Annotated in this window: 20 protein-coding genes; 13 read left to right on the plus strand and 7 right to left on the minus strand. The window is 65.7% G+C overall.

Annotation, left to right across the window (positions count from 1 at the left end):
* Window positions 1-100 precede the first annotated feature (100 nt).
* The 6 genes from Q0082_RS02285 (at window position 101) to Q0082_RS02310 (ending at window position 4,050) form a co-directional block, all read left to right on the plus strand.
* Window positions 101-1,120, plus strand: coding sequence for a DUF3034 family protein (locus tag Q0082_RS02285; protein WP_298189414.1), 1,020 nt, complete (start codon window positions 101-103; stop codon window positions 1,118-1,120).
* Between the two features lie 24 nt (window positions 1,121-1,144).
* Window positions 1,145-1,657 (plus strand): group 1 truncated hemoglobin, encoded by a 513-nt coding sequence (locus tag Q0082_RS02290; protein WP_298189416.1) that lies wholly within the window; start codon window positions 1,145-1,147, stop codon window positions 1,655-1,657.
* 29 nt (window positions 1,658-1,686) lie between these two features.
* The gene (locus Q0082_RS02295) at window positions 1,687-2,037 is read left to right on the plus strand and encodes a c-type cytochrome (RefSeq protein WP_298189418.1); all 351 of its coding nucleotides are present in this window, start codon (window positions 1,687-1,689) and stop codon (window positions 2,035-2,037) included.
* A gap of 122 nt (window positions 2,038-2,159) precedes the next feature.
* On the plus strand, window positions 2,160-2,720 hold the full coding sequence (locus Q0082_RS02300; protein ID WP_298189421.1) for a sigma-70 family RNA polymerase sigma factor: 561 nt from the start codon (window positions 2,160-2,162) through the stop codon (window positions 2,718-2,720).
* Entirely contained in the window at window positions 2,717-3,403 is a 687-nt protein-coding gene (locus Q0082_RS02305) for an anti-sigma factor (RefSeq protein ID WP_298189424.1), read from the plus strand. The genes Q0082_RS02300 and Q0082_RS02305 overlap by 4 nt, the downstream gene beginning before the upstream one ends.
* A 176-nt stretch (window positions 3,404-3,579) precedes the next feature.
* A complete protein-coding gene (locus tag Q0082_RS02310; RefSeq protein WP_298189463.1) occupies window positions 3,580-4,050 on the plus strand; it encodes a fasciclin domain-containing protein in 471 nt (156 codons plus the stop codon).
* A 443-nt stretch (window positions 4,051-4,493) separates the two neighbouring features.
* On the opposite strand, the gene Q0082_RS02315 is transcribed toward Q0082_RS02310, so the two are convergent.
* Window positions 4,494-5,144 (minus strand): sigma-70 family RNA polymerase sigma factor, encoded by a 651-nt coding sequence (locus Q0082_RS02315; RefSeq protein ID WP_298189427.1) that lies wholly within the window; start codon window positions 5,142-5,144, stop codon window positions 4,494-4,496.
* A 151-nt stretch (window positions 5,145-5,295) separates the two neighbouring features.
* On the minus strand, window positions 5,296-5,598 hold the full coding sequence (locus Q0082_RS02320) for a hypothetical protein (RefSeq protein ID WP_298189430.1): 303 nt from the start codon (window positions 5,596-5,598) through the stop codon (window positions 5,296-5,298).
* A gap of 194 nt (window positions 5,599-5,792) precedes the next feature.
* Between Q0082_RS02320 and Q0082_RS02325 the strand changes: the two genes are divergently transcribed.
* Window positions 5,793-6,266 carry a pyridoxamine 5'-phosphate oxidase family protein gene (locus Q0082_RS02325; RefSeq protein WP_298189432.1) on the plus strand — a complete coding sequence of 158 codons (474 nt, stop codon included), beginning with the start codon at window positions 5,793-5,795 and terminating at the stop codon, window positions 6,264-6,266.
* Between the two features lie 25 nt (window positions 6,267-6,291).
* Here Q0082_RS02325 and Q0082_RS02330 read toward each other — a convergent pair whose 3' ends face one another.
* Window positions 6,292-7,749 (minus strand): DUF87 domain-containing protein, encoded by a 1,458-nt coding sequence (locus Q0082_RS02330; RefSeq protein WP_366522481.1) that lies wholly within the window; start codon window positions 7,747-7,749, stop codon window positions 6,292-6,294.
* A gap of 131 nt (window positions 7,750-7,880) precedes the next feature.
* Here Q0082_RS02330 and Q0082_RS02335 point away from each other — a divergent pair, with 131 nt between their 5' ends.
* From Q0082_RS02335 to Q0082_RS02345, 3 genes are all read left to right on the plus strand, one after another.
* Window positions 7,881-9,452: a long-chain fatty acid--CoA ligase gene (locus tag Q0082_RS02335; RefSeq protein WP_298189438.1), complete on the plus strand. Its 1,572-nt coding sequence runs from the start codon at window positions 7,881-7,883 to the stop codon at window positions 9,450-9,452.
* 90 nt (window positions 9,453-9,542) lie between these two features.
* Complete coding sequence (locus tag Q0082_RS02340) at window positions 9,543-9,947, plus strand: MAPEG family protein (protein ID WP_298189440.1); 405 nt, start codon at window positions 9,543-9,545, stop codon at window positions 9,945-9,947.
* A gap of 3 nt (window positions 9,948-9,950) precedes the next feature.
* A complete protein-coding gene (locus tag Q0082_RS02345; RefSeq protein ID WP_298189442.1) occupies window positions 9,951-11,672 on the plus strand; it encodes an amidohydrolase family protein in 1,722 nt (573 codons plus the stop codon).
* Here Q0082_RS02345 and Q0082_RS02350 read toward each other — a convergent pair.
* On the minus strand, window positions 11,669-12,457 hold the full coding sequence (locus Q0082_RS02350; RefSeq protein WP_298189445.1) for an SDR family oxidoreductase: 789 nt from the start codon (window positions 12,455-12,457) through the stop codon (window positions 11,669-11,671). The two genes, Q0082_RS02345 and Q0082_RS02350, sit on opposite strands and share 4 nt — an antisense overlap.
* A gap of 135 nt (window positions 12,458-12,592) precedes the next feature.
* Between Q0082_RS02350 and Q0082_RS02355 the strand changes: the two genes are divergently transcribed.
* Together Q0082_RS02355 and Q0082_RS02360 are read left to right on the plus strand one after the other, a co-directional pair.
* Complete coding sequence (locus tag Q0082_RS02355; RefSeq protein ID WP_298189448.1) at window positions 12,593-13,453, plus strand: enoyl-CoA hydratase; 861 nt, start codon at window positions 12,593-12,595, stop codon at window positions 13,451-13,453.
* A gap of 157 nt (window positions 13,454-13,610) precedes the next feature.
* Window positions 13,611-14,288 (plus strand): TetR/AcrR family transcriptional regulator, encoded by a 678-nt coding sequence (locus Q0082_RS02360; RefSeq protein WP_298189451.1) that lies wholly within the window; start codon window positions 13,611-13,613, stop codon window positions 14,286-14,288.
* 6 nt (window positions 14,289-14,294) lie between these two features.
* Here Q0082_RS02360 and Q0082_RS02365 read toward each other — a convergent pair whose 3' ends face one another.
* The 3 genes from Q0082_RS02365 to Q0082_RS02375 all read right to left on the minus strand — a co-directional run bounded on the left by Q0082_RS02365 (window position 14,295) and on the right by Q0082_RS02375 (window position 17,967).
* Window positions 14,295-14,648, minus strand: a complete 354-nt coding sequence (locus Q0082_RS02365; RefSeq protein ID WP_298189453.1) for an EthD domain-containing protein — start codon at window positions 14,646-14,648, stop codon at window positions 14,295-14,297.
* Window positions 14,649-14,833: 185 nt separating this feature from the next.
* Entirely contained in the window at window positions 14,834-16,438 is a 1,605-nt protein-coding gene (locus tag Q0082_RS02370; protein WP_298189455.1) for an ATP-binding cassette domain-containing protein, read from the minus strand.
* A complete protein-coding gene (locus Q0082_RS02375) occupies window positions 16,435-17,967 on the minus strand; it encodes an ATP-binding cassette domain-containing protein (RefSeq protein WP_298189458.1) in 1,533 nt (510 codons plus the stop codon). Before Q0082_RS02375 ends, Q0082_RS02370 begins: the two co-directional genes overlap by 4 nt.
* A gap of 84 nt (window positions 17,968-18,051) precedes the next feature.
* Here Q0082_RS02375 and Q0082_RS02380 point away from each other — a divergent pair.
* The coding region (locus tag Q0082_RS02380; RefSeq protein WP_298189466.1) for a cytochrome ubiquinol oxidase subunit I at window positions 18,052-18,200 on the plus strand (149 nt) is incomplete at its 3' end.

Here is an 18,200-nt window from a genome sequence, read left to right on the forward strand (position 1 = left end):
AAAATTCTTCGCCAAATGCATCCGCTGGCAGGCTGCCTTCGTATCCCCTTGCGAAAGCCGGAAATCGTCGACCCGGCCGATCAAGGGAGCGTACCTCATCATGTTGTCTGTTCAGACGAAGATCGCCATTGCGATCTCCGCCGGGATCGCGCTTTGCGCCATCCCGTTTGCCGCCGCACATGCCGCCGAGGCACCTGCGGCTGACACGGAATCCCCGGCCATGGCTGCGGCTGATGGCGTTGACTCCAATGGCCCTGCGAGCGAACCGCTCGCGCCGGAAACGCGCCAATCGGTTCTTCCGCAGGGTGGACGCCTGCTGCTGACCGGCGGTGTATCGACAATCGAAGGCGCCGGGGGCGGCGGGATTGTCCCCTGGGCGCTGATCGGCAGCTACGCCACGCGCAACCAGATTGGCGCAAGCGCCTTTGTGACGGGCGTCGACACGCAGGACTTCACTTTGGCCTCCTACGGCGGCGCGGTGAGCTTCTACAACCGGCTTGAGCTATCGGTCGCGCGGCAGAACTTCAACTTGCGTGAAGTCGGCGCCGCGATCGGGCTCGGCAATCGCTACACGGTCAGCCAGACCATCATCGGTGCCAAACTGCGGCTGTTTGGTGATGCTGTGCTCGATCAGGATACGCTCCTGCCGCAAGTCGCAGTTGGCGTGCAGTACAAGATCAATGACGACAGGACGGTCGTGGGCGGTGCACTCGGGTTGAAGCGCAAGGGCGTCGATATCTACGCTTCGGCGACAAAGATCATCCTGTCGCAAAGCCTGCTGCTCAACGCCACCTTGCGCCTGACCAAGGCCAACCAGTTCGGCATTCTCGGGTTTGGCGGGCTCGGCGGCAAGGATCAGGCCTACAAGCCGCAGTTCGAGGGTTCGGCAGCGCTTCTGCTGACCCGCAAGCTCGCCATCGGCGGTGAATACCGCACCAAATCGAACCGTCTCGAAGGCGCGCTGGGCGGTACGTCGTTCCGCGAAGAGAACGCCTACGATTTCTTCGTGGCTTACGCACCCACCCGCAACATCTCGATCACCGCCGCCTACGCACGGCTCGGGCAGATCGCGCTCGCCCGCCAGAACGGAGCCTATGTCTCGCTCCAGCTCGGCTTCTGATCAGCTTTCATCAAGGACACTGCCATGTTGAAGACCACCCTTTCGCTGGCGCTGCTGCTCGGCGTCCCGGCCACCGCGTTTGCGCAGGAGAACCTCGCCCCGAACTACAATGTCACTGAGCCGGCGGTGAGCGATCCGTCGATCAAGCCCAAGGCTCCCACCGTTCCGGTCATCACCGATGACGAGCATCTCTACGAGACCTTCGGTGGCCGGGAGGGCCTCACCGCGCTGATGGACGATGCCATGGCGCGTTGGCTCAAGAACCCCAGGACGCGCCCGTTTTTCGAGAATGCAGATCAGACAAAGATCAAGGCGCTGCTGGTCGAGCAGTTCTGCGTGATCATGCACGGCCCCTGCACATACTCGGGCCGCACGATGGCCGAGGCGCATCGCGGCATGAACGTGAAGGAGGGCAACTTCTACGGCCTCGTGGAGGAACTGCAGGTGGCAATGAACAAGCGCCATATTCCTTTCCGCGCACAGAATCGGCTGATTGCCGCACTCGCGCCGATGCACCGCGACATCATCGACAAATGATTGCGCTACGTCTCCCGATCCTGTCATTCATGGTGGCCAGCGCGATGGCGCTGGCCACCAGCGCCAGGGCAGAACCTGCCGATACCCTGCCCGGGGCGAGGCTCTATCAAGCGCGGTGCGGCACTTGCCACAGCCTCGATGCCAACAGGATCGGACCGGCGCATCGCGGGGTTTTCGATAGAGCGGCAGGCACCGCCCCCGGGTACAGCTATTCGCCCGCGCTCAAATCGTCAGGCATCATCTGGAATGCTGCAAATCTCGATCAATGGCTGCAAGGCCCGCAAAAGCTGGTCAAGGGCTCGAAGATGTACTTCGTGGTGCCCAGCGCAAGTGATCGTGCGGCGATCATCGCTTACCTTTGCGCGGCTTCGGGCAAATGAAACATCTCTGCGGCGGTGCAAGCCCAAGCAACTGATCAGCCAGGTTGAGCAATGCGCGTTAACAGAATGATCCAACCGCACCCGCGTTGTGACAAAGGGATAGCGATGCTAATTCTCGTACGATGACTGCCCTTTCCGTTGATCCAGAGCAGTCCTTCCTGATCGCCGCGCTCCAGCGCGTTGCTGGCGGCGACAAGCTTGCCTTCCGCGAGCTCTATCGCAGAACCTGCGCGAGGCTTCTTGGCGTCTGTCTGCGCGTCACCGCCGACCGTCAGGAAGCGGAGGACGTTTTGCAGGAAGTCTACGTTACAGTCTGGCAGAAGGCGGCAATGTTCGATCCGTCGCGCGCCAGTCCGATCACATGGCTTGCTACTCTGGCACGCAATCGCGCGATCGATCGTCTGCGCGCTAACGGGCGGCGGATCACCACCCCGATCGAAAGCATCGACGAACCCGCCGACGAGAGCGCGGGCGCACTTGAGCAGTTGCTCGAAGCGGAAAGCGAGCACGACATCACGGTTTGCATCGAGGAACTGGCAAATGGCGATGCTGTGCTGGTGCGCACAGCTTTCTTCCAGCAGGCAACCTATGCCGAACTCGCGACGCGCTCCGGCATGCCTCTCGGCACGGTCAAAAGCCGGATCAGACGCGCGCTGATCAAGTTGAAGGCGTGCCTGTCATGAGCGATGAGGACGATGTGCTGGCCGGCGAGATTGCGCTGGGTCTGCTTGATGGACCGGAGCGCGAGGCTGCGGTTCGGCGCCTAGGCAGCGATGCCGCACTGGCGGAGCGGGTTGACTGGTGGCGCGAGCGCTTCGAGCCACTTTCGGCTAGCGACAGCATAGAGCCAAGCGAGGGCCTGTGGCAGCGCATTGAGTCCATGCTGCCCGGCAACGACAACACGGCACTGATCGAGGCGCGGCGTTGGCGCGCTGCGGCCCTGGCTGCCACGCTCGTCGCGGGGCTGCTGGGCACGGCACTGGTGCTGCGTCCAGCGCCGGTGCCACCGGAAGCGCCAACGGCAGCCGCGCCGGCCCCTGTGCTCCTCGCCAGCATTGCCGGCGAAGGCGGAGTTGTTGCGACGATCGCCTACAATCAGACTGCCGGCGATCTCACGATTGCCCCCGGCAAGCTCAATGCCGGCAAGCGCGATGCCGAATTGTGGATCATTCCGGCCGATGGCACGCCGCGCTCGCTCGGCACGATCGATCCCGTCCTGGCAGCCACGCGCCCCGCGCGCGCCAACCTCCGCCGTCTGATCGCGCAGGGAGCAACATTCGCGATCTCGCTTGAGCCTCGTGGCGGTTCGCCCACGGGCCTGCCTACCGGCCCGATCCTCGGAACCGGAAAAATCAGCGGAAGCTGAAGCCGGAGCGCATCCGTGCGCGGCATTGCGTCGTATCTCCTTTGCCACCCTGATGGAGGGGTGGCCACGAGACAGGAGATATTCTGCGTATGCGCAGGTTTCACACGATCGCCGCGGTTACGGCGCTGGCCATTGCCCCACTGACAGCGCTTGCCGGCCACGCGCTGGCCAATCCCATGGTTGGCGGTGCAGCGATGTACAGCACCAGGACCATCGTCGATAACGCCGTCAACTCGAAGGACCACACAACGCTGGTCGCCGCAGTCAAGGCGGCAGGCCTCGTTGATACGCTCTCCAGTCCGGGGCCGATCACGGTATTCGCACCCACCAATGCCGCGTTCGCCAAGCTGCCCGCAGGCACGGTCGAGACGCTGCTCAAGCCGGAAAACAAGGGCACGCTGACGTCTGTGCTCACCTATCACGTAGTGGCGGGCCGGATGACGAGCGGCGACATTGCGAATGCGATCAAGGCCGGCCACGGTCGCGCGACACTGACCACCGTGCAGGGCGAACCCCTGACGGCAACCATGCGCGGCAAGATGCTTGTGCTGACCGATGCGAAAGGTGGCCAAGCAATGGTTACGATTGCCAATGTCATGCAATCGAACGGCGTCATCCATGTCGTTGATACGGTACTCATGCCCTGAGCGACGGGGCAACGAACCTTTGGCCCGCAGCTGACTAGCCTCGGCTGTGGGCTCTTCGGCCCTCGGACAACGCGGACGCGATGTACGGCAAAAGCGTTAGTCCCGTCATGGCGAAGACGTCGCGCCGTATCATAGTGTCAGGAATGCGGGCCACAGTGCAATGCTCCGCGCAGAACCAGGTCTGCGACAGAACGACACCCCTGCCGTGATGAGCCAAGCGGCAGGCTCTGCCACAAGCGGACGTCCACAATGGCATGGAGGAATGACTGGCTCGGGCCGCAACTTGCCCGATCCTGCCGCGCACCCGTGAAGACCTTCTTTCGCTCGATAGTGTTTCGTTTCTCGGGAGTTTTTTCAAACCTTCCCGCAACGGATGCCACATCGCGTGCTCACATCTCTGGAAGCCGGCCGGATAGCCGAGTTCCGGAGGCGCTCGGACATGATCAGGCCGAGTGCCGGCTTGCGCCATGCTGGGGCGCGATGCGCGTGAGTTCTGCCAGGAAGGTATCCAGCACTTCCCCTTTGAGGACGAAATTGTGCCGGAAATCCGGCAGGATACCGCTCTCGATGGTAGCGGAAAGGCTGGCACGCGCGCGTGCGATACGGCTCTTGATCGTGCCGACCGCGACGCCGCAGATCTCGGCCATCTCGCTGTAGCTGATGTGGCCCACTCCGGCGAGGATCAGGACCTCGCGCTGGGCCGGGGGGAGCAGCGCCATTGCGCGCAGGACATCGCTGGCCTCGATGCCGACTTGCTGTGTGGCAGGCGTGCTGAGAATCCGCTCAGCCTCGATCTCGTTGTATTCACCCACAAAACGCAGGCGCCGGATCTGGCCGAAATAGACATTGCGCAGGATCGTAAAGGTCCACGCTTTGAAACTGGTGCCAGCCGCAAACCGCGCGCGCGCACCCCAGGCGCGCAGAAGGGTCTCCTGCGTCAGATCGTCCGCCGTGTCACGATTGCCGCACAGCGATCTCGCGAAGGCGCGCAGATGCCGGATAGATCCGTTGATCTCCACGCGAAAGGCACTGTCCGAAAGACACGCGCTGCGCGGGGCAGCGCGCTCGCCCCCGGAATCCAGAACGTCAGCCATCGCTTATCCTTATGGTTATCCACGATGCCTCCCGAAGCATAAACGTATAGACAGTCGGAAGGTTCCGCCACCCGGCGGATCATCGCAAATAAATCATCGCGCCGCAGACGCGCCTGCTGGCAGCCTTCCGACGGCAGGCGCGCGGCGCGGTTCAGGCTGTGACGGCGTCGGCCACCTTGCGCACTTCTTTGGCGGCCTTTTTCGCCGCCTTGCGCGCAATGCGGCGCGCCTCATCGAGGCCGGTGGCGCGGCTGCGCTGGATGTAGAGCAGCCCGCCTGCGATCAGTCCCACCGCCACGAGCCCGGACAGCGAACGAAGCGCGATCCGCGTCGTCGCAAAGGCGGCGACGGAGGCCAGCAGGGGGCTGTTCTCGAACACGTCGCCAATCCGTTCGGCAAACGGCGTTTCAAGAGCACTGCGGATGGTCTCGCTGATGTTGGTTTCCTGGTTCATGAAGCTGGTCTTTCCTGTGTGTGAGGTCTCATGACGTTGCGGAACGCTGCTGGCGTTGCGCGATCGATCCTCAAACGCGTGGCTTCGCTTGTGGTTCCTCCGGCGCGGTTCCTACGCCGCAGCAGGGAACCGTTTGGCCGTGCCAACGTTTCTGTCGGCGCGGGGCATACAAGCCGCGCAGGAGAGCAAACGCCATGAAACCCGAGATCCGCGATGCATTCTGGCAGGCCCTGGCACGAAGCCCTATCGTGATGCTCCGGCTGGCAGGAGCAGGTGAACGCACAGAGCACGCGCTCGCAAATCCGATGACCGCGCAGATCGACAGCAATGCTGCCGGCTGCGTCTGGTTCTTCATGAGCCGCGACAGCGCTTTGGCCGCAGGCGGTCCGGCGCAGGCCGATTTTTCGGCCACTGGCCACGATGTTTTCGCGGTGCTGGAAGGAGAGCTTGTCGAGGAAGTTGATCCGGCCGTGTTCGACAGGTTCTTTACCGAAGAGGTCGCAGCCTGGTTCGTGGGCGACAAAGCATCGGACGAGGCGCTGCTGATGCGGTTCGACATCGCCAATGCAGAAGTCTGGATGAAGGACCTGTGGGTCTCCGGTCTGCTCCGCTGCCTGACGGGCCAGGCACAGCAGAAGGGCGATCATGACAGCGGTCCGATAAGCTGAGCCTGCCGCCTTCCGGTCGTGTGCCTCAGGGCTCCGTCGGTGATGTCGTCCAGCCCAGCGCGGGGATGGTGATCGAACGGCGACCCGAAAGATCCGTGCGGGCGACGATGATGTCGCGCTCTTCCATGTAGCTGAGCACACGCCGCGCCCGGCCGAGCGAGCTGGTGCCATATACCAGCGCGAGTTCCTGATCGCTCGGGCAGGGGCGGCTCTCGCTGGCGGCGCGTGCGATGAGGAGGAAGGCACCGAGCATGTCGTCCGGCACGCGGCGTCCGGCCTCGAGCGCGGGGGCCCATTCATCCTCGAGGCCCTCGAAGATACCGGCGCGGGCGGCGGCGAGGCGGCGGGTGAAGCCGGCCAGATCAAGCGGCGCGTGACGTAGACCGTGCATCCGGCAGCGGACCTGGAAATCCTGGAAGAGCACTGCGGTCGTCTTGCCGGTCGCTTCCTCGTCCGCGACAATGGCGCGCAAGGCAGCGACCATGACTGGCTCCGGATCGACCGGCTCGGGCGGGTCCTCGGCGACAGGCTCCAGCGGCAGCCGCGCAAGCTCCTCGAGGACGAGCGTGGCCGGCTGCGGACGCGGGGTCGGGACAGGCGGGGGCAGGGGGGCCTCGGCCTGGCCAGCGAGCAGGAACTCGCGCATGTCGAGCGAGGGCGCGCTCGGCAGCGGCACCAGCACCGGGCTGCTGCTGCGCGCCGAGGTCTCTACGGGTCCGATCTTCAGCATGACAGGGCGCCGCGCGATGGCGGGGCCGAGCCCGAGGAAAGTGCCGCGCGCCAGATCGCGGATGGATTCGGCCTGCCGCCGCTCCATCCCGAGCAGATCGGCGGCGCGCGCCATGTCGATATCGAGGAAGGTACGGCCCATCAGGAAGTTGCTGGCCTCTGCAGCAACGTTCTTGGAAAGCTTGGCGAGGCGCTGGGTCGCGATGATCCCTGCAAGCCCGCGTTTGCGCCCGCGCGACATGAGGTTGGTCATCGCGCCCAGGGAGGCGCGGCGCACATCCTCGCTCACCTCGGCCCCGGCGGCGGGCGCGAAGATCTGCGCTTCATCAACCACCACGAGCGCGGGGAACCAGTGCTCGCGCGGGGCATCGAACAGGCCCATGAGAAACGCCGCAGCGCAGCGCATCTGGCCTTCCATTTCCAGCCCCTCAAGGCTGAGCACGACTGAGGTGCGATGCTCGCGGCAGCGCCGCGCGAAGTGCGTGATCTCGGCAACGGAATAGTCGATCGCCTCGATCGAAACATGGCCGTAGGGGCCGGAAAGAGTAACGAAATCGCCCTCGGGATCGATGATGACCTGCTGGACTTCCCCCGCGCTCTTCTCGAGCAGGCGGCGCAGGAGATGCGACTTGCCCGAGCCGGAATTGCCCTGGACGAGCAGACGCGTGGCGAGAAGCTCCTCCAGATCGACCAAGGCCGCACCCCCGGCGCCGTCGAATCCCATGTCTACCTTGAGTGTCATCCCGCGCCGCATGGCCTGTTTGCGCGCGGCGGGGCAAGACCCCGACATGGCCTTATGCGGTGAAAACGGTGCGCTGCCACATTGAACAGCTCCTGCCACGGGAGCGAAACTCGTAGAGCGACACGAAAGAGGGAGATTCGCGGGTGAACAAGGCGGTCAGTCTGGGACAGGCCCTGCGCCGTGCCGTGCATTTGCGCGGCGACGGGGTGGCGGTCATCGACGGGACCAAGACGTTTACCTGGAAGGCTTTTTCCGATCGGGTTGCGCGTCTGGCGGGGGTCTTCTCCGCGATGGGGCTGTCGCATGGCGGCCGGGTCGTCCTGCTTTCGCTCAACAGCCACCATTCGCTCGAATGCTTCTTTGCCGCGATCCATGCGGGCGGGGCCATCACCCCGCTCAACCACCGGCTGGCGCTGGGCGAACTGTGCGATCAGGTGGCGGACTGCAAGCCGGACGTGATCGTGCTGGGTGAAGGCTTCAGCGAGCTTCGCGGCGATCTGCTGGCGGCGGCGGGCGGCGCGGTGCCGCTTCTCCATGCAGGAGATGGCGAAGCGCCCGCCGGAATGCGCAGTCTCGATGGCCTGATCGAGGGGACCGATCCGCTGCCCGATCAGGGGCGCTGCGGTGATGATCTTGCGGTCCTGATGTACACCAGCGGCACCACGAGTGCGGCCAAGGGCGTCATGCTCAGCCACGCCAACTTCGTCGCCAATACCGCCAACACCTATGGCGAACTCGGCTTCGGGCCCGATATCGTTCACTTGCATCATGGCCCGCTCTTCCACGTCGCGGCCGCCGCGCGGGTGTTCTCGGTGACCCATGCGGCGGGCACGCACGTGCTGCTTCCGCGTTTCGTAGCGGGTGAAGTCATCGCCGAGATAGAACGCACCAGGGTCACGCACGCCACGTTTGTTCCCACGATGCTGCGCGCGATGCTCGATGATCCGGCACTCGCGAGCGCGGACCTCTCGTCGCTGCGGGTGCTGTCCTATGGTTCGGCTCCCATGCCCGAGCCACTGCTGCGGGAGATCATGACAGCCCTGCCCGGTGCGGGGTTCCTGCAGTCCTACGGCATGACCGAGTTGTCACCCGTCGTGACGATCCTCAATGCCCGGGATCACCTGCCGGAAAACTGGGCGAGCGGCCGACTGCGCTCGGCGGGAAAGCCGGTTCTCTTTGCCGAACTTGGCGTGGTCGATGCGCAGGACCGCCCGCTGCCACCCGGCGAGGCGGGCGAGATCGTCGCGCGCGGGCCGAATGTGATGTTGGGTTACTGGAACCGGCCTGACTTGACCGCAGAGGCGCTGCGCGGCGGCTGGATGCACACCGGCGACATCGGCTACTTCGACGATGCGGGCTATCTCTTCGTGATCGACCGGCTCAAGGACATGATCATTTCCGGGGGCGAGAACGTCTACTCGCTTGAGGTGGAAAACGCGCTGTCCGCGCACCCGGCGGTTTCGCAGTGCGCCGTGTTCGGCCGCCCACACGAGCACTGGGGTGAGGCCGTGCATGCCGTCGCCACCCTCAAGCCTGGCATGGCGACGACGACGCATGAGCTCATCGCGCATTGCCGGGCAATCCTTGCACACTACAAGTGCCCGCGCACGCTGGAGATCCGGGACCAGCCCATGCCGCTGAGCGGCGCGAACAAGATATCGAAGGCCGCGCTCAAGGAAGAACTGCGCGCCCGTGAGGCTGCCGGAGGGGCCTGACCGGTCCTGTCCCAAAAATGCGAGTTGCCGGAGTGCTCGCCCGTCGTCAGCCTTGGCGCAAAGCACAAGGGAAGAGGCGGGCCGGCATCCATGATCGATCCATACGTCTATGTCGTGATCGTCAGCGCGCTGGCGCTGCTCGCCTATTACTTCACGCTGCTGATGGCTGGGTTGGCGCGCGGCCGGTTCAAGATCCCGGTGCCCTCGCACAGCGGGCCGGAGGAATACGAGCGCTATGTTCGCGCGCACCAGAACACGCTGGAGCATCTGGTGCTGTTCCTGCCGGGGATGTGGCTCTTTGCCTATGTGGTAAGCCCGTACTGGGCTGCCGGGATTGGCGCGATCTGGCCGTTCATGCGGGTGCTCTATGCGCGCGGCTATCACCGGGCGGCGGAGAAGCGGCTGATTCCGCTCTATATTTCGATGCCGCCGATCTACACCTTCGTGCTCGGCTCGCTGATCGGCGGGATCGTTCGCGTGATACAAGGAGCCTGAGGCATGGCCGATTATGACCTCGTGATCCGCGGCGGCACGATCGCCGATGGCAGCGGCGGCGATCTGATCGCGGGCGATCTCGCCATTGCGGGCGGACGCATCGCCGCCATCGGCGCGTTCAGCGGGCGCGGCGCTGAGGAAATCGACGCCAAAGGACGCATCGTCACCCCCGGCTTCATCGATGTCCACACCCATTACGACGGCCAGTGCATCTGGGCGGAGGAACTGTCCCCCTCCTCGGCGCACGGGGTAACGGCAGCAGTCATGGGCAATTGCGGCGTCGGCTTCGCGCCTTGCCGCAAGGCCGATCACGACATGCTGATCAACGTGATGGAAGGCGTGGAGGATATTCCCGGCGTGGTGATGACCGAGGGGCTTTCCTGGGATTGGGAGACCTTCCCCGAATACCTCGACAAGGTTGCTGCCCAAAAGCGCGATATCGACGTGGCCGCGTACCTCCCGCACTCGCCCTTGCGTGTCTATGCCATGGGTGAGCGCGGTGCTGCGCGTGAACCTGCGACCGAGGCGGACCTCGCGCTGATGCGGCATCTCACTGCCGAAGCGATCCGCGCGGGCGCAATCGGCTTTGCCACCTCGCGGCTTTCGATCCACAAGACCGCCGATGGCGGCGCGATCCCAACGTTCGATGCCGATATCGCCGAGCTTGAAGCAATTACGCGCGGCATGGGCGACGTGGGTGCAGGCACCTTCCAGGTTGTGCTCGATGCCTTTGTCGGGTGGGACAAGGAATACCGCGTGATCGAGCGCGTGATCGCCGCGAGCGGACGCCCGGCCACCTTCACGTTGGCTTCGGGCAACGATGCGCCGCCGCGCTGGCGGCGGGTGCTCGAAAAGCTGGAGGCGACCAATGCTGCGGGCGGGGTTGCGCACGCGCAGGTCATGCCGCGCCCGATTGGCCTCATCGCGGGGCTGGAACTCACGGTCCATCCCTTCGTGCTCTGCCCGAGCTGGAGCAAGATCGCGCACCTTGCGATCCCCGAACAAGTCGCCGCGATGCGCGATCCGGCGCTGCGGGAGGCGCTGCTGACGGAGGATTTCGAACCCGGGCATCCCTTCAATGCCCTCGCGCGCAACTGGCGCTGGCTGTTCCCGCTCGACAATCCGCCGGATTACGCGCCGCCTGCGCACATGAGCATGGCGGGCCAGGCCGCCGCACGTGGCTGCACGCCGCAGGAGATCGCCTACGACCGGATTCTGGAGACGGATGGGCGCGGGCTGTTCCTGGCCGCGCTGGGGAACTACGAGAACGCGACGCTCGACAGTGCACACGAGATGCTGAAGCACCCCTATTGCGTGCCCGGCCTCGGCGATGGCGGCGCGCATTACGGCGCGATCTGCGATGCGAGCTATTCGACCTATCTGCTCACCCAGTTCGTCAAGGGTGAGGGGCCGCTGAAGCTCGATCTGGCCGAAGCGGTGCATTTGCTGAGCCAGAAGGCCGCACGGGCGGTCGGGCTGAATGATCGCGGCCTGCTGAAGGTTGGCGCGCGAGCCGACCTCAACGTGATCGACCTCGACGGTCTCTCGCTGCACTTGCCCGAAGTGGTGCGCGATCTGCCCGCCGGCGGACGGCGACTGCACCAGCGCGCGAGCGGCTACGAGGCCACGATCGTCGCCGGCGAGGTGATCCGGCGTTTTGATCAATCGACCGGCGCGCGGCCGGGCAAGTTGATCCGCGGGGCCGGATACCGGTCCGCCGCCTAGAAGATCGAAGTCCCCATTCCGCCATCGACCACCAGCGACTGGCCGGTCACGAAACTAGCCTGCGCGCTGCACAGCATTGCGACCAGCGCGCCCAGATCCTCGGCATCGCCGAAGCGCCCGGCGGGAATGCGCACGGCTTTGACGAAGGCGGCGACTTCCTCGTCGTAGGTGCGGCCATTGGCGGCGGCGCGCGGGTTCATCATCTCCTCGATCCCCGGCGTGTGGTGCATTCCGGGCAGAACCGAATTCACGGTGACGTTGAACCGGGCGAGCTCCTTGGAAATCGCGTGGCAATAGTTGGCGAGCGCGGCGCGCGGCGGGCCTGAAAGCACGCGCATCGCTGCGGGATACTTGGCGGCGCCGGTGCTGATATTGACGATGCGGCCCCAGCGCCGTTCCATCATTGGCCCGCTCACTGCCTTGATATAGTCGATCGGGCTGAGGAGCGCGGTCGCCACCGAGCGTTCGAATTCCTCGCGCGAGACGTCACGGAAATCGCCGGTGAAGGGCGGCGGCGCGCAGGTCGCGACGAAGATATCGGGATCGGGACAGGCGGCAAGGATGGCGGCGCGGCCTTCGTCGCTGGCATGATCGGCTTCGATGGCGTGGACCTTGGCGCCCGTTTCGGCGGCAATCGCGGCGCAGGTCGCGTCCAGTCGTTCCTTGCCGCGCGCGGAGATGAACACTTCGGCGCCCTCGCGTGCCAAGGCCAGTGCAGCGCCGCGCCCCATGCCCGCGCTGCCGCCGTTCACCAGCGCCTTGCGCCCTGCAATCTTGAGATCCATCGCCAGATCCTCTTCCGTGATGCGCCAGCCATCCCGTCTTGCGCCGTTTGCGTATACTGGCGATTCTGCTGGCGGACAGGCTGGCGCCGTCGGTGCATTACCTTGGCCTGATGGGGCGAATAGAGGAACGCAACGATGAGTGAAGTGCCGGAGTTCGAGGACATCCGCTACGACAGGCCCGCCGCGCGGGTGGCCCGGATCACGCTGGCCCGGCCCGACAAGCACAACGCGCAATCGCTGCGCATGCTCTACGAGATCAACGACGCGCTCGACATCGCGATGGAGGATGACGAGATTAACGTCGTGATCTTCGCGGCGGACGGCAAGAACTTCTCCTCTGGCCACGATCTCTCCGACCGCGTCCGCATTGGTGATCTGCGTCCGCCGATCCTCGGCTTTGGCGGGTATCGGCATGCCGGGCCGCAGGGGCACATGTCGCGCGAGCAGGAAGTCTATCTCGGCTTCTGCTGGCGCTGGCGCAATCTGCCAAAGCCGATCATCGTACAGGTGCAGGGCAAGGCGATTGCGGGCGGACTGATGCTGATCTGGCCGTTCGACCTGATCATCGCCTCCGACGATACCGAGTTTTCCGATCCGGTGGTCGCCTTCGGCATGAACGGACACGAATTCTTCGTCCACGCGTTCGAGCTGGGCCACCGCAAGGCCAAGCAGATGCTGTTCACCGGCGAGCCGATCTGTGCGGCGGAAGCCAAGACGCTCGGCATGGTCAACGAAGTCGTACCTCGCGCGGAGCTGGAAAGCTTCACCCTCGCGATGGCCGAGAAGATCGCCTCTCGCCCGGCCATCGGGCTCAAGACCGCGAAGATGAGCGTGAACCAGTCGATGGACGCGCAGGGGATGTGGAATGCGGTCCAGTCCGCGTTCAACCTCCACCAGTTCGGCCATGCCAACAACTTCGCGCTGCACGGCCAGTTGGTGAATCCGGAAGGTCTGGAGATCATCAAGCGCGAGGCGCGAGCGAGCCGAAAGGACTAGACCTCGAACAGCAGCCGTGCGGATCAACGGACTGGGCCGCAAGTGACCCGTCAGGCACCGAAGATGCTGCTGGCTGGGAAGAGCGCGAACGGTTAATGTCGCTTTGCGGTTCGGGCTTTTGTGCAGCCTTGCCGCCAGCAGGGCAGGGGCAGCTCAGGTGACCGGATCGACAACGAAGACGCGCGTTCTGCATGCCTTGCTTCCGGCCGGGCATGATGCGCAGCCGGCGCGGTGGCAGCAGAAGAAAAGTGCTCGCACGCGGCTGCGCATCATTGAGGCGGCGATCGATTGCCTCGTTGGAACCGGCTATTCCGGCCTCACCACGCAGGCGGTGGTAGAGCGCACCGGTGTCTCGCGCGGGGCCTTGCACCACCATTTCCCGACGCGGATGGACGTCGTCGGGGCTGTGGTTGAGCACGTGTTCTATGAACGCATGCGCCTGTTTCTCGAAGACTATCTTGCGGAGATGAAGGACGCCGCGGAAGCCGACCGGCTTGAGATCGCGACGGCGGCACACTGGCGCAGCGTGCAGACGCGCGAATATGCCGCCTACCTCGAGCTCGCGGTCGCCGCGCGGACCGATGCGGAGCTCGATCAGTTCTTCGGCCCTGTCGCGCGGCGCTATGACGAAGTCTGGATCACCGAGATGATCGAGGCGTTCCCGCACTGGCGCGACCAGTGGGAGCGGATGAAGCTCGCGAGCGATTTCGTCAACGTGCTGCACATGGGTCTGCTGCTGCAGCAGCCGGTGTTCGGCGAAGCGCGCACGCTCCGCGCGCAGCGGCTTTCGATCGAAGTGCTGCGGCTGATCTATGCCGGCAACATGGTAGTCTGAGGTTCTCTAGACCGGCATTACGGAGCGGTGCTGCTCCACGCGGTAGACCCGCATGCGAGGACGGTCGAACAGGCGCTCCTCGTCTTCCGTGATTTCGCGGCGGGTTTCAGGATCAGCCATGGCGGCAAAGCATTCGGCCATGGCCGTCTCGTCCGGAAACTCGATTTCCATCGCGACATCGAAATCATGCTCGATATCGCTGCCATCCATCGGATGCAGATGTTTGCGTTCATAGCGGATCGCCCAGGGGCCAAGGACCTTCTCGCCGATCAGGCGGTGGTGCGTTTCATAGTAGGCGATGAAATCGGCCTTGCTCATGCCGGGGCGGCGCTTGAGCAGGGTGAGGATGGTCACGGACATCGGCGCTTCCCTTGTTCCGGCCGCCGCCGGCCCGGCCGGTCGGTGCGGCCCAAAGTCTAGCCGAAGCTGCGCACCGCCGCGGCTGGCGAATAGGCTAGGCTCGCACGCATGTAATCGGGCTGCCCAACCGTATCGCTGAAGAGACGGGACCGGCGGCGGTGTGGCAGATTACGCGATCGGTGCTGTCAGGTCGCCGCAGCCGGGATCGCGGCCGCCGAGATTTGTTCGCTTGCCAGCGTCAGCGGCCGGGGGCGATGGGATGCGATGATCAACCCGGTGCCGCGCGCGTCGATCCACGCCCCAAGCGCGGCCACGAGCGCAGCTTCGGTTGCAGAATCCAATCCTTCGCTGGGCTCGTCGAGCAGAAGCCAAGTCCGCCCGGCAAGGAGCGCGCGGGCGATCGAGAGGCGTTTGCGCTCGCCGCCCGAAAGCACGCCGCCATCTTCGCCGAGCACCGTATCGAGCCCATGCGGCATGCGCGCGATCCGCGGCCAGAGCTGGACCGTGCGGAGTGCCTCTTCCATCGCTGCCGCATCGATACCACCGCGCGCAAGCCGCAGATTGTCCTCAACGGTTCCCGCGATCAGCATCGGCTCCTGCGGTGCGAGAGCGATGTGTGCCCGCAGGGCGTCGGCGGAAAGCGCCGCAAGCGGCGTGCCGCCGAGGGCCAGTGCGTGAAACGGCGCGCGCAGGCCGGCCAGTGCCTCGATGACCTGCGTCTTGCCCGATCCCGATGCGCCAATCAGCGCGATGCGGCTTCCCGGCGCAAAGCACATTCCGCCCAAGGTGATGGACGGTGAGGCCTTCGCGGTGTCCGCGGCAGCTGGGGCGGCGGCAGGCGCAGGGGCGGGAAGGGCGAGCAGGCTGCGCAGCCGTGCAGTGCCCTCGACCACCGCCGCCTCCCGCGCGCTGGAGCGCGCGATCGCCGCAACAGCCTCGATGCTGGCGGTCGCGGCGAGCACGGCAAGCGCGGTCAGCGGCGGGGTGGCCGTACTGGCGAGGAGCGTTGCTGCGGCTGCAACAGCGCTGCCGAGGATCAGGAGGCCGCTGCTTGCCGCTTCGATGCGAGTGAGCTGGCGCTGCGACGCGTCAAGCTTGTCGGCCTCGGCGCAAAGCAGTGAAGTCACGCGGTCAGCCAGACCATAGGTGATGATCTCGCTGCGCGCTGCGGCGTAGTCCACCAGCATGCGGCGCAGCCGGGACACCGCCGCCGCTGCTTCGGCTGCCGGTGCGGCGCTCAGGCGCGGCGGCATCTGCGCAAGCACGGCCAGCAGCAGCGCCAGTACCACCAACAGCAGCAGCGCGGCCAGCCACCCCGCCAGGAGAACCACCCCAAGCCCGACCAGCGCCGTGCCGAGCGCCGCCGGGATGCCGGGACGGCGCACGACAAGGTCTTCCAGCGCGGCAATATCGCCGATCAGCCTTGCGCTGGCATCGCCGCCCGAGAAGTCCGGCGCGCTGCGACCGTCGGCGTGGGCGAGCCGCGTGAACAGCGTGCTGCGCAGCCCGGCAAGCGCGTGCAGCGCGGCCTCGTGCGACCACAGCCGCTCGCCATAGCGCGCAGCGGTGCGCAGCACGGCAAGGCCGCGGATCGCCGCACTCGGCAGCAGGTAGTTGAAGACCGCCACCGCGCCGCTCGCGCCTGCAAGCGCCGCGCCGGTCAGAAACCAGCCCGAGATGCCCAGCAGCGCCAGCCCGCCCACCCCGGCGGCAAGCGCGGCGAGGAAGGCGATGGTGATCCGGCCCCGTACGCGCGCTGGCAGCGGAAGGGGGAAGCGCCGCGCGATCACAGCGCGATGACCTTGTCGGCAACGGCAGCCAGCCGTTCATCGTGAGTCGCCACAATCACCGCGCGGTGCTTCGCTTCGTGAGCCAGCAGTGCGATGATCCGTTCCGCGCTCGCCGCATCGAGTTCGGCGGTGGGTTCATCCGCGAGAAGCAGGGCGCGGTCCGCGATCAGCGCGCGGGCAAGGCCCACGCGCCGCCGTTCGCCGCCCGAAAGCCAGGCACCGTGATGGTCGATGGCAGTGCCGAGGCCTTCTGTCCGGCGGCTGATCAGGGCATCGAGTCCCACCGCCCGGACCGCCTCGTTGACCGCCACTGCGTCAGCATCAGGCCGCCCCAGGCGCAGGTTCTCGTCCAGCGTCGTCGGCAGCAGCAGCGGCACTTGCCCGGCCCAGGCGATGCCCTCGGCGGGTAGCGTTTCGAGCGTCCCTTCGCTTTGGCCGATCTGGCCGGCAATCGCCGCGAGCAGGCTGGTCTTGCCGCTGCCGGTTGGCCCGGTCACGCAGACAAGTCCCGTCGCGCCAAGCTCGAAGCTTACCGGCCCGATGCGGTGCCCCGGCCAGACGACGACGACATCACGCAGCAAGACCCGGTCCGATGCAGCGGGACGGGCGGCCGGTTCCGGCACGACGGCAAGTGCCTTCTCGGCTGCCTCGCCCAGCTGCTTCTCGTGGTAGGCGGCAGCAATGCGGCGCATCGGCAGGTAGAACTCGGGTGCCATCACCAGCACGAAGAACGCGGCGCGATAGCCCAGCGGCTCGGGCGCGGTGAAGGGCAGCAGGCCGAGCAAGCTGAAGCCGCAGTAGACCGCGACCAGCGCGACGCTGAGCGCGGCGAAGAATTCGAGCACTGCGCTCGAAAGGAAGGCGGCGCGCAGCACGGCGATCGTCCGCTCGGCAACATCCCCGGCAGCGCTGCCGGCCTGCCGGGCGATCCGCTCCTCAGCGCCGAAGTGGCGGATGATCGGCAAGTGGCGGATGCGGTCGACATAGAGCGCGGAGAGCGCGGTGATGGCCGCCATCTGCCGGTCCGCTGCCTGCCGGGCAGCCCCCCCGGCGAGGATCATGCCGATCACGAAGGGGATCAGCGTGGCGAAGAGGATCAGCGCCGCGACCCTGCTCTGAACGGCGACCACCAGCACCACGACGAGCGGCGCCAGCGTGGCGGACTGGCGCACCGGATCGAACCGGGCGGCGCGCGCCTGCTCGGCCGCGATATGGTCGATGCCCAGCGTTGCAGTGGCGCCGAGCGCAGGGGCGGAAGGGCCGGTTATCCCGAGCAGGCGCGGAAAGACCAAGGCCCGGCGGGCCTGCGCCAGCGCGCGCCCTTCATCAAAGCCGAGAATCTGCGCGCCGTACTGGCTGGCAAGCCGCAGCAGACCGCCTAACACGACGAGCACGGCCCCCGTGATCACGCCGCGAGGCGCTCCTCCGCCAAGGCTCGTATCCAGCGCCAGAGCCACGCCCCAGGCGAACACGGCGGCACCGGCCACATCGGAAGTCCAGGCCAGGCCTGCCGCTTTGGGTATCCTCATGTTCGGGATTCGTTTATCGGGTCCGGGAAGGCGGCGCCGGATTCGGATGCGCCGCCACGCTCAGGCCGCGAAAGGGCACAGGCGATGGATATGGCAGTGGTGGAGCTTTCCCGCCTGCAGTTCGCATTGACCGCGCTGTACCATTTCCTGTTCGTGCCGCTCACGCTCGGCTTGTCGTTCATTCTGGTCATCATGGAAAGCGTCTATGTGATGACCGACCGCCCGATCTGGCG

This window comes from Novosphingobium sp. (assembly GCF_027489515.1).
GTDB lineage: Bacteria > Pseudomonadota > Alphaproteobacteria > Sphingomonadales > Sphingomonadaceae > Novosphingobium.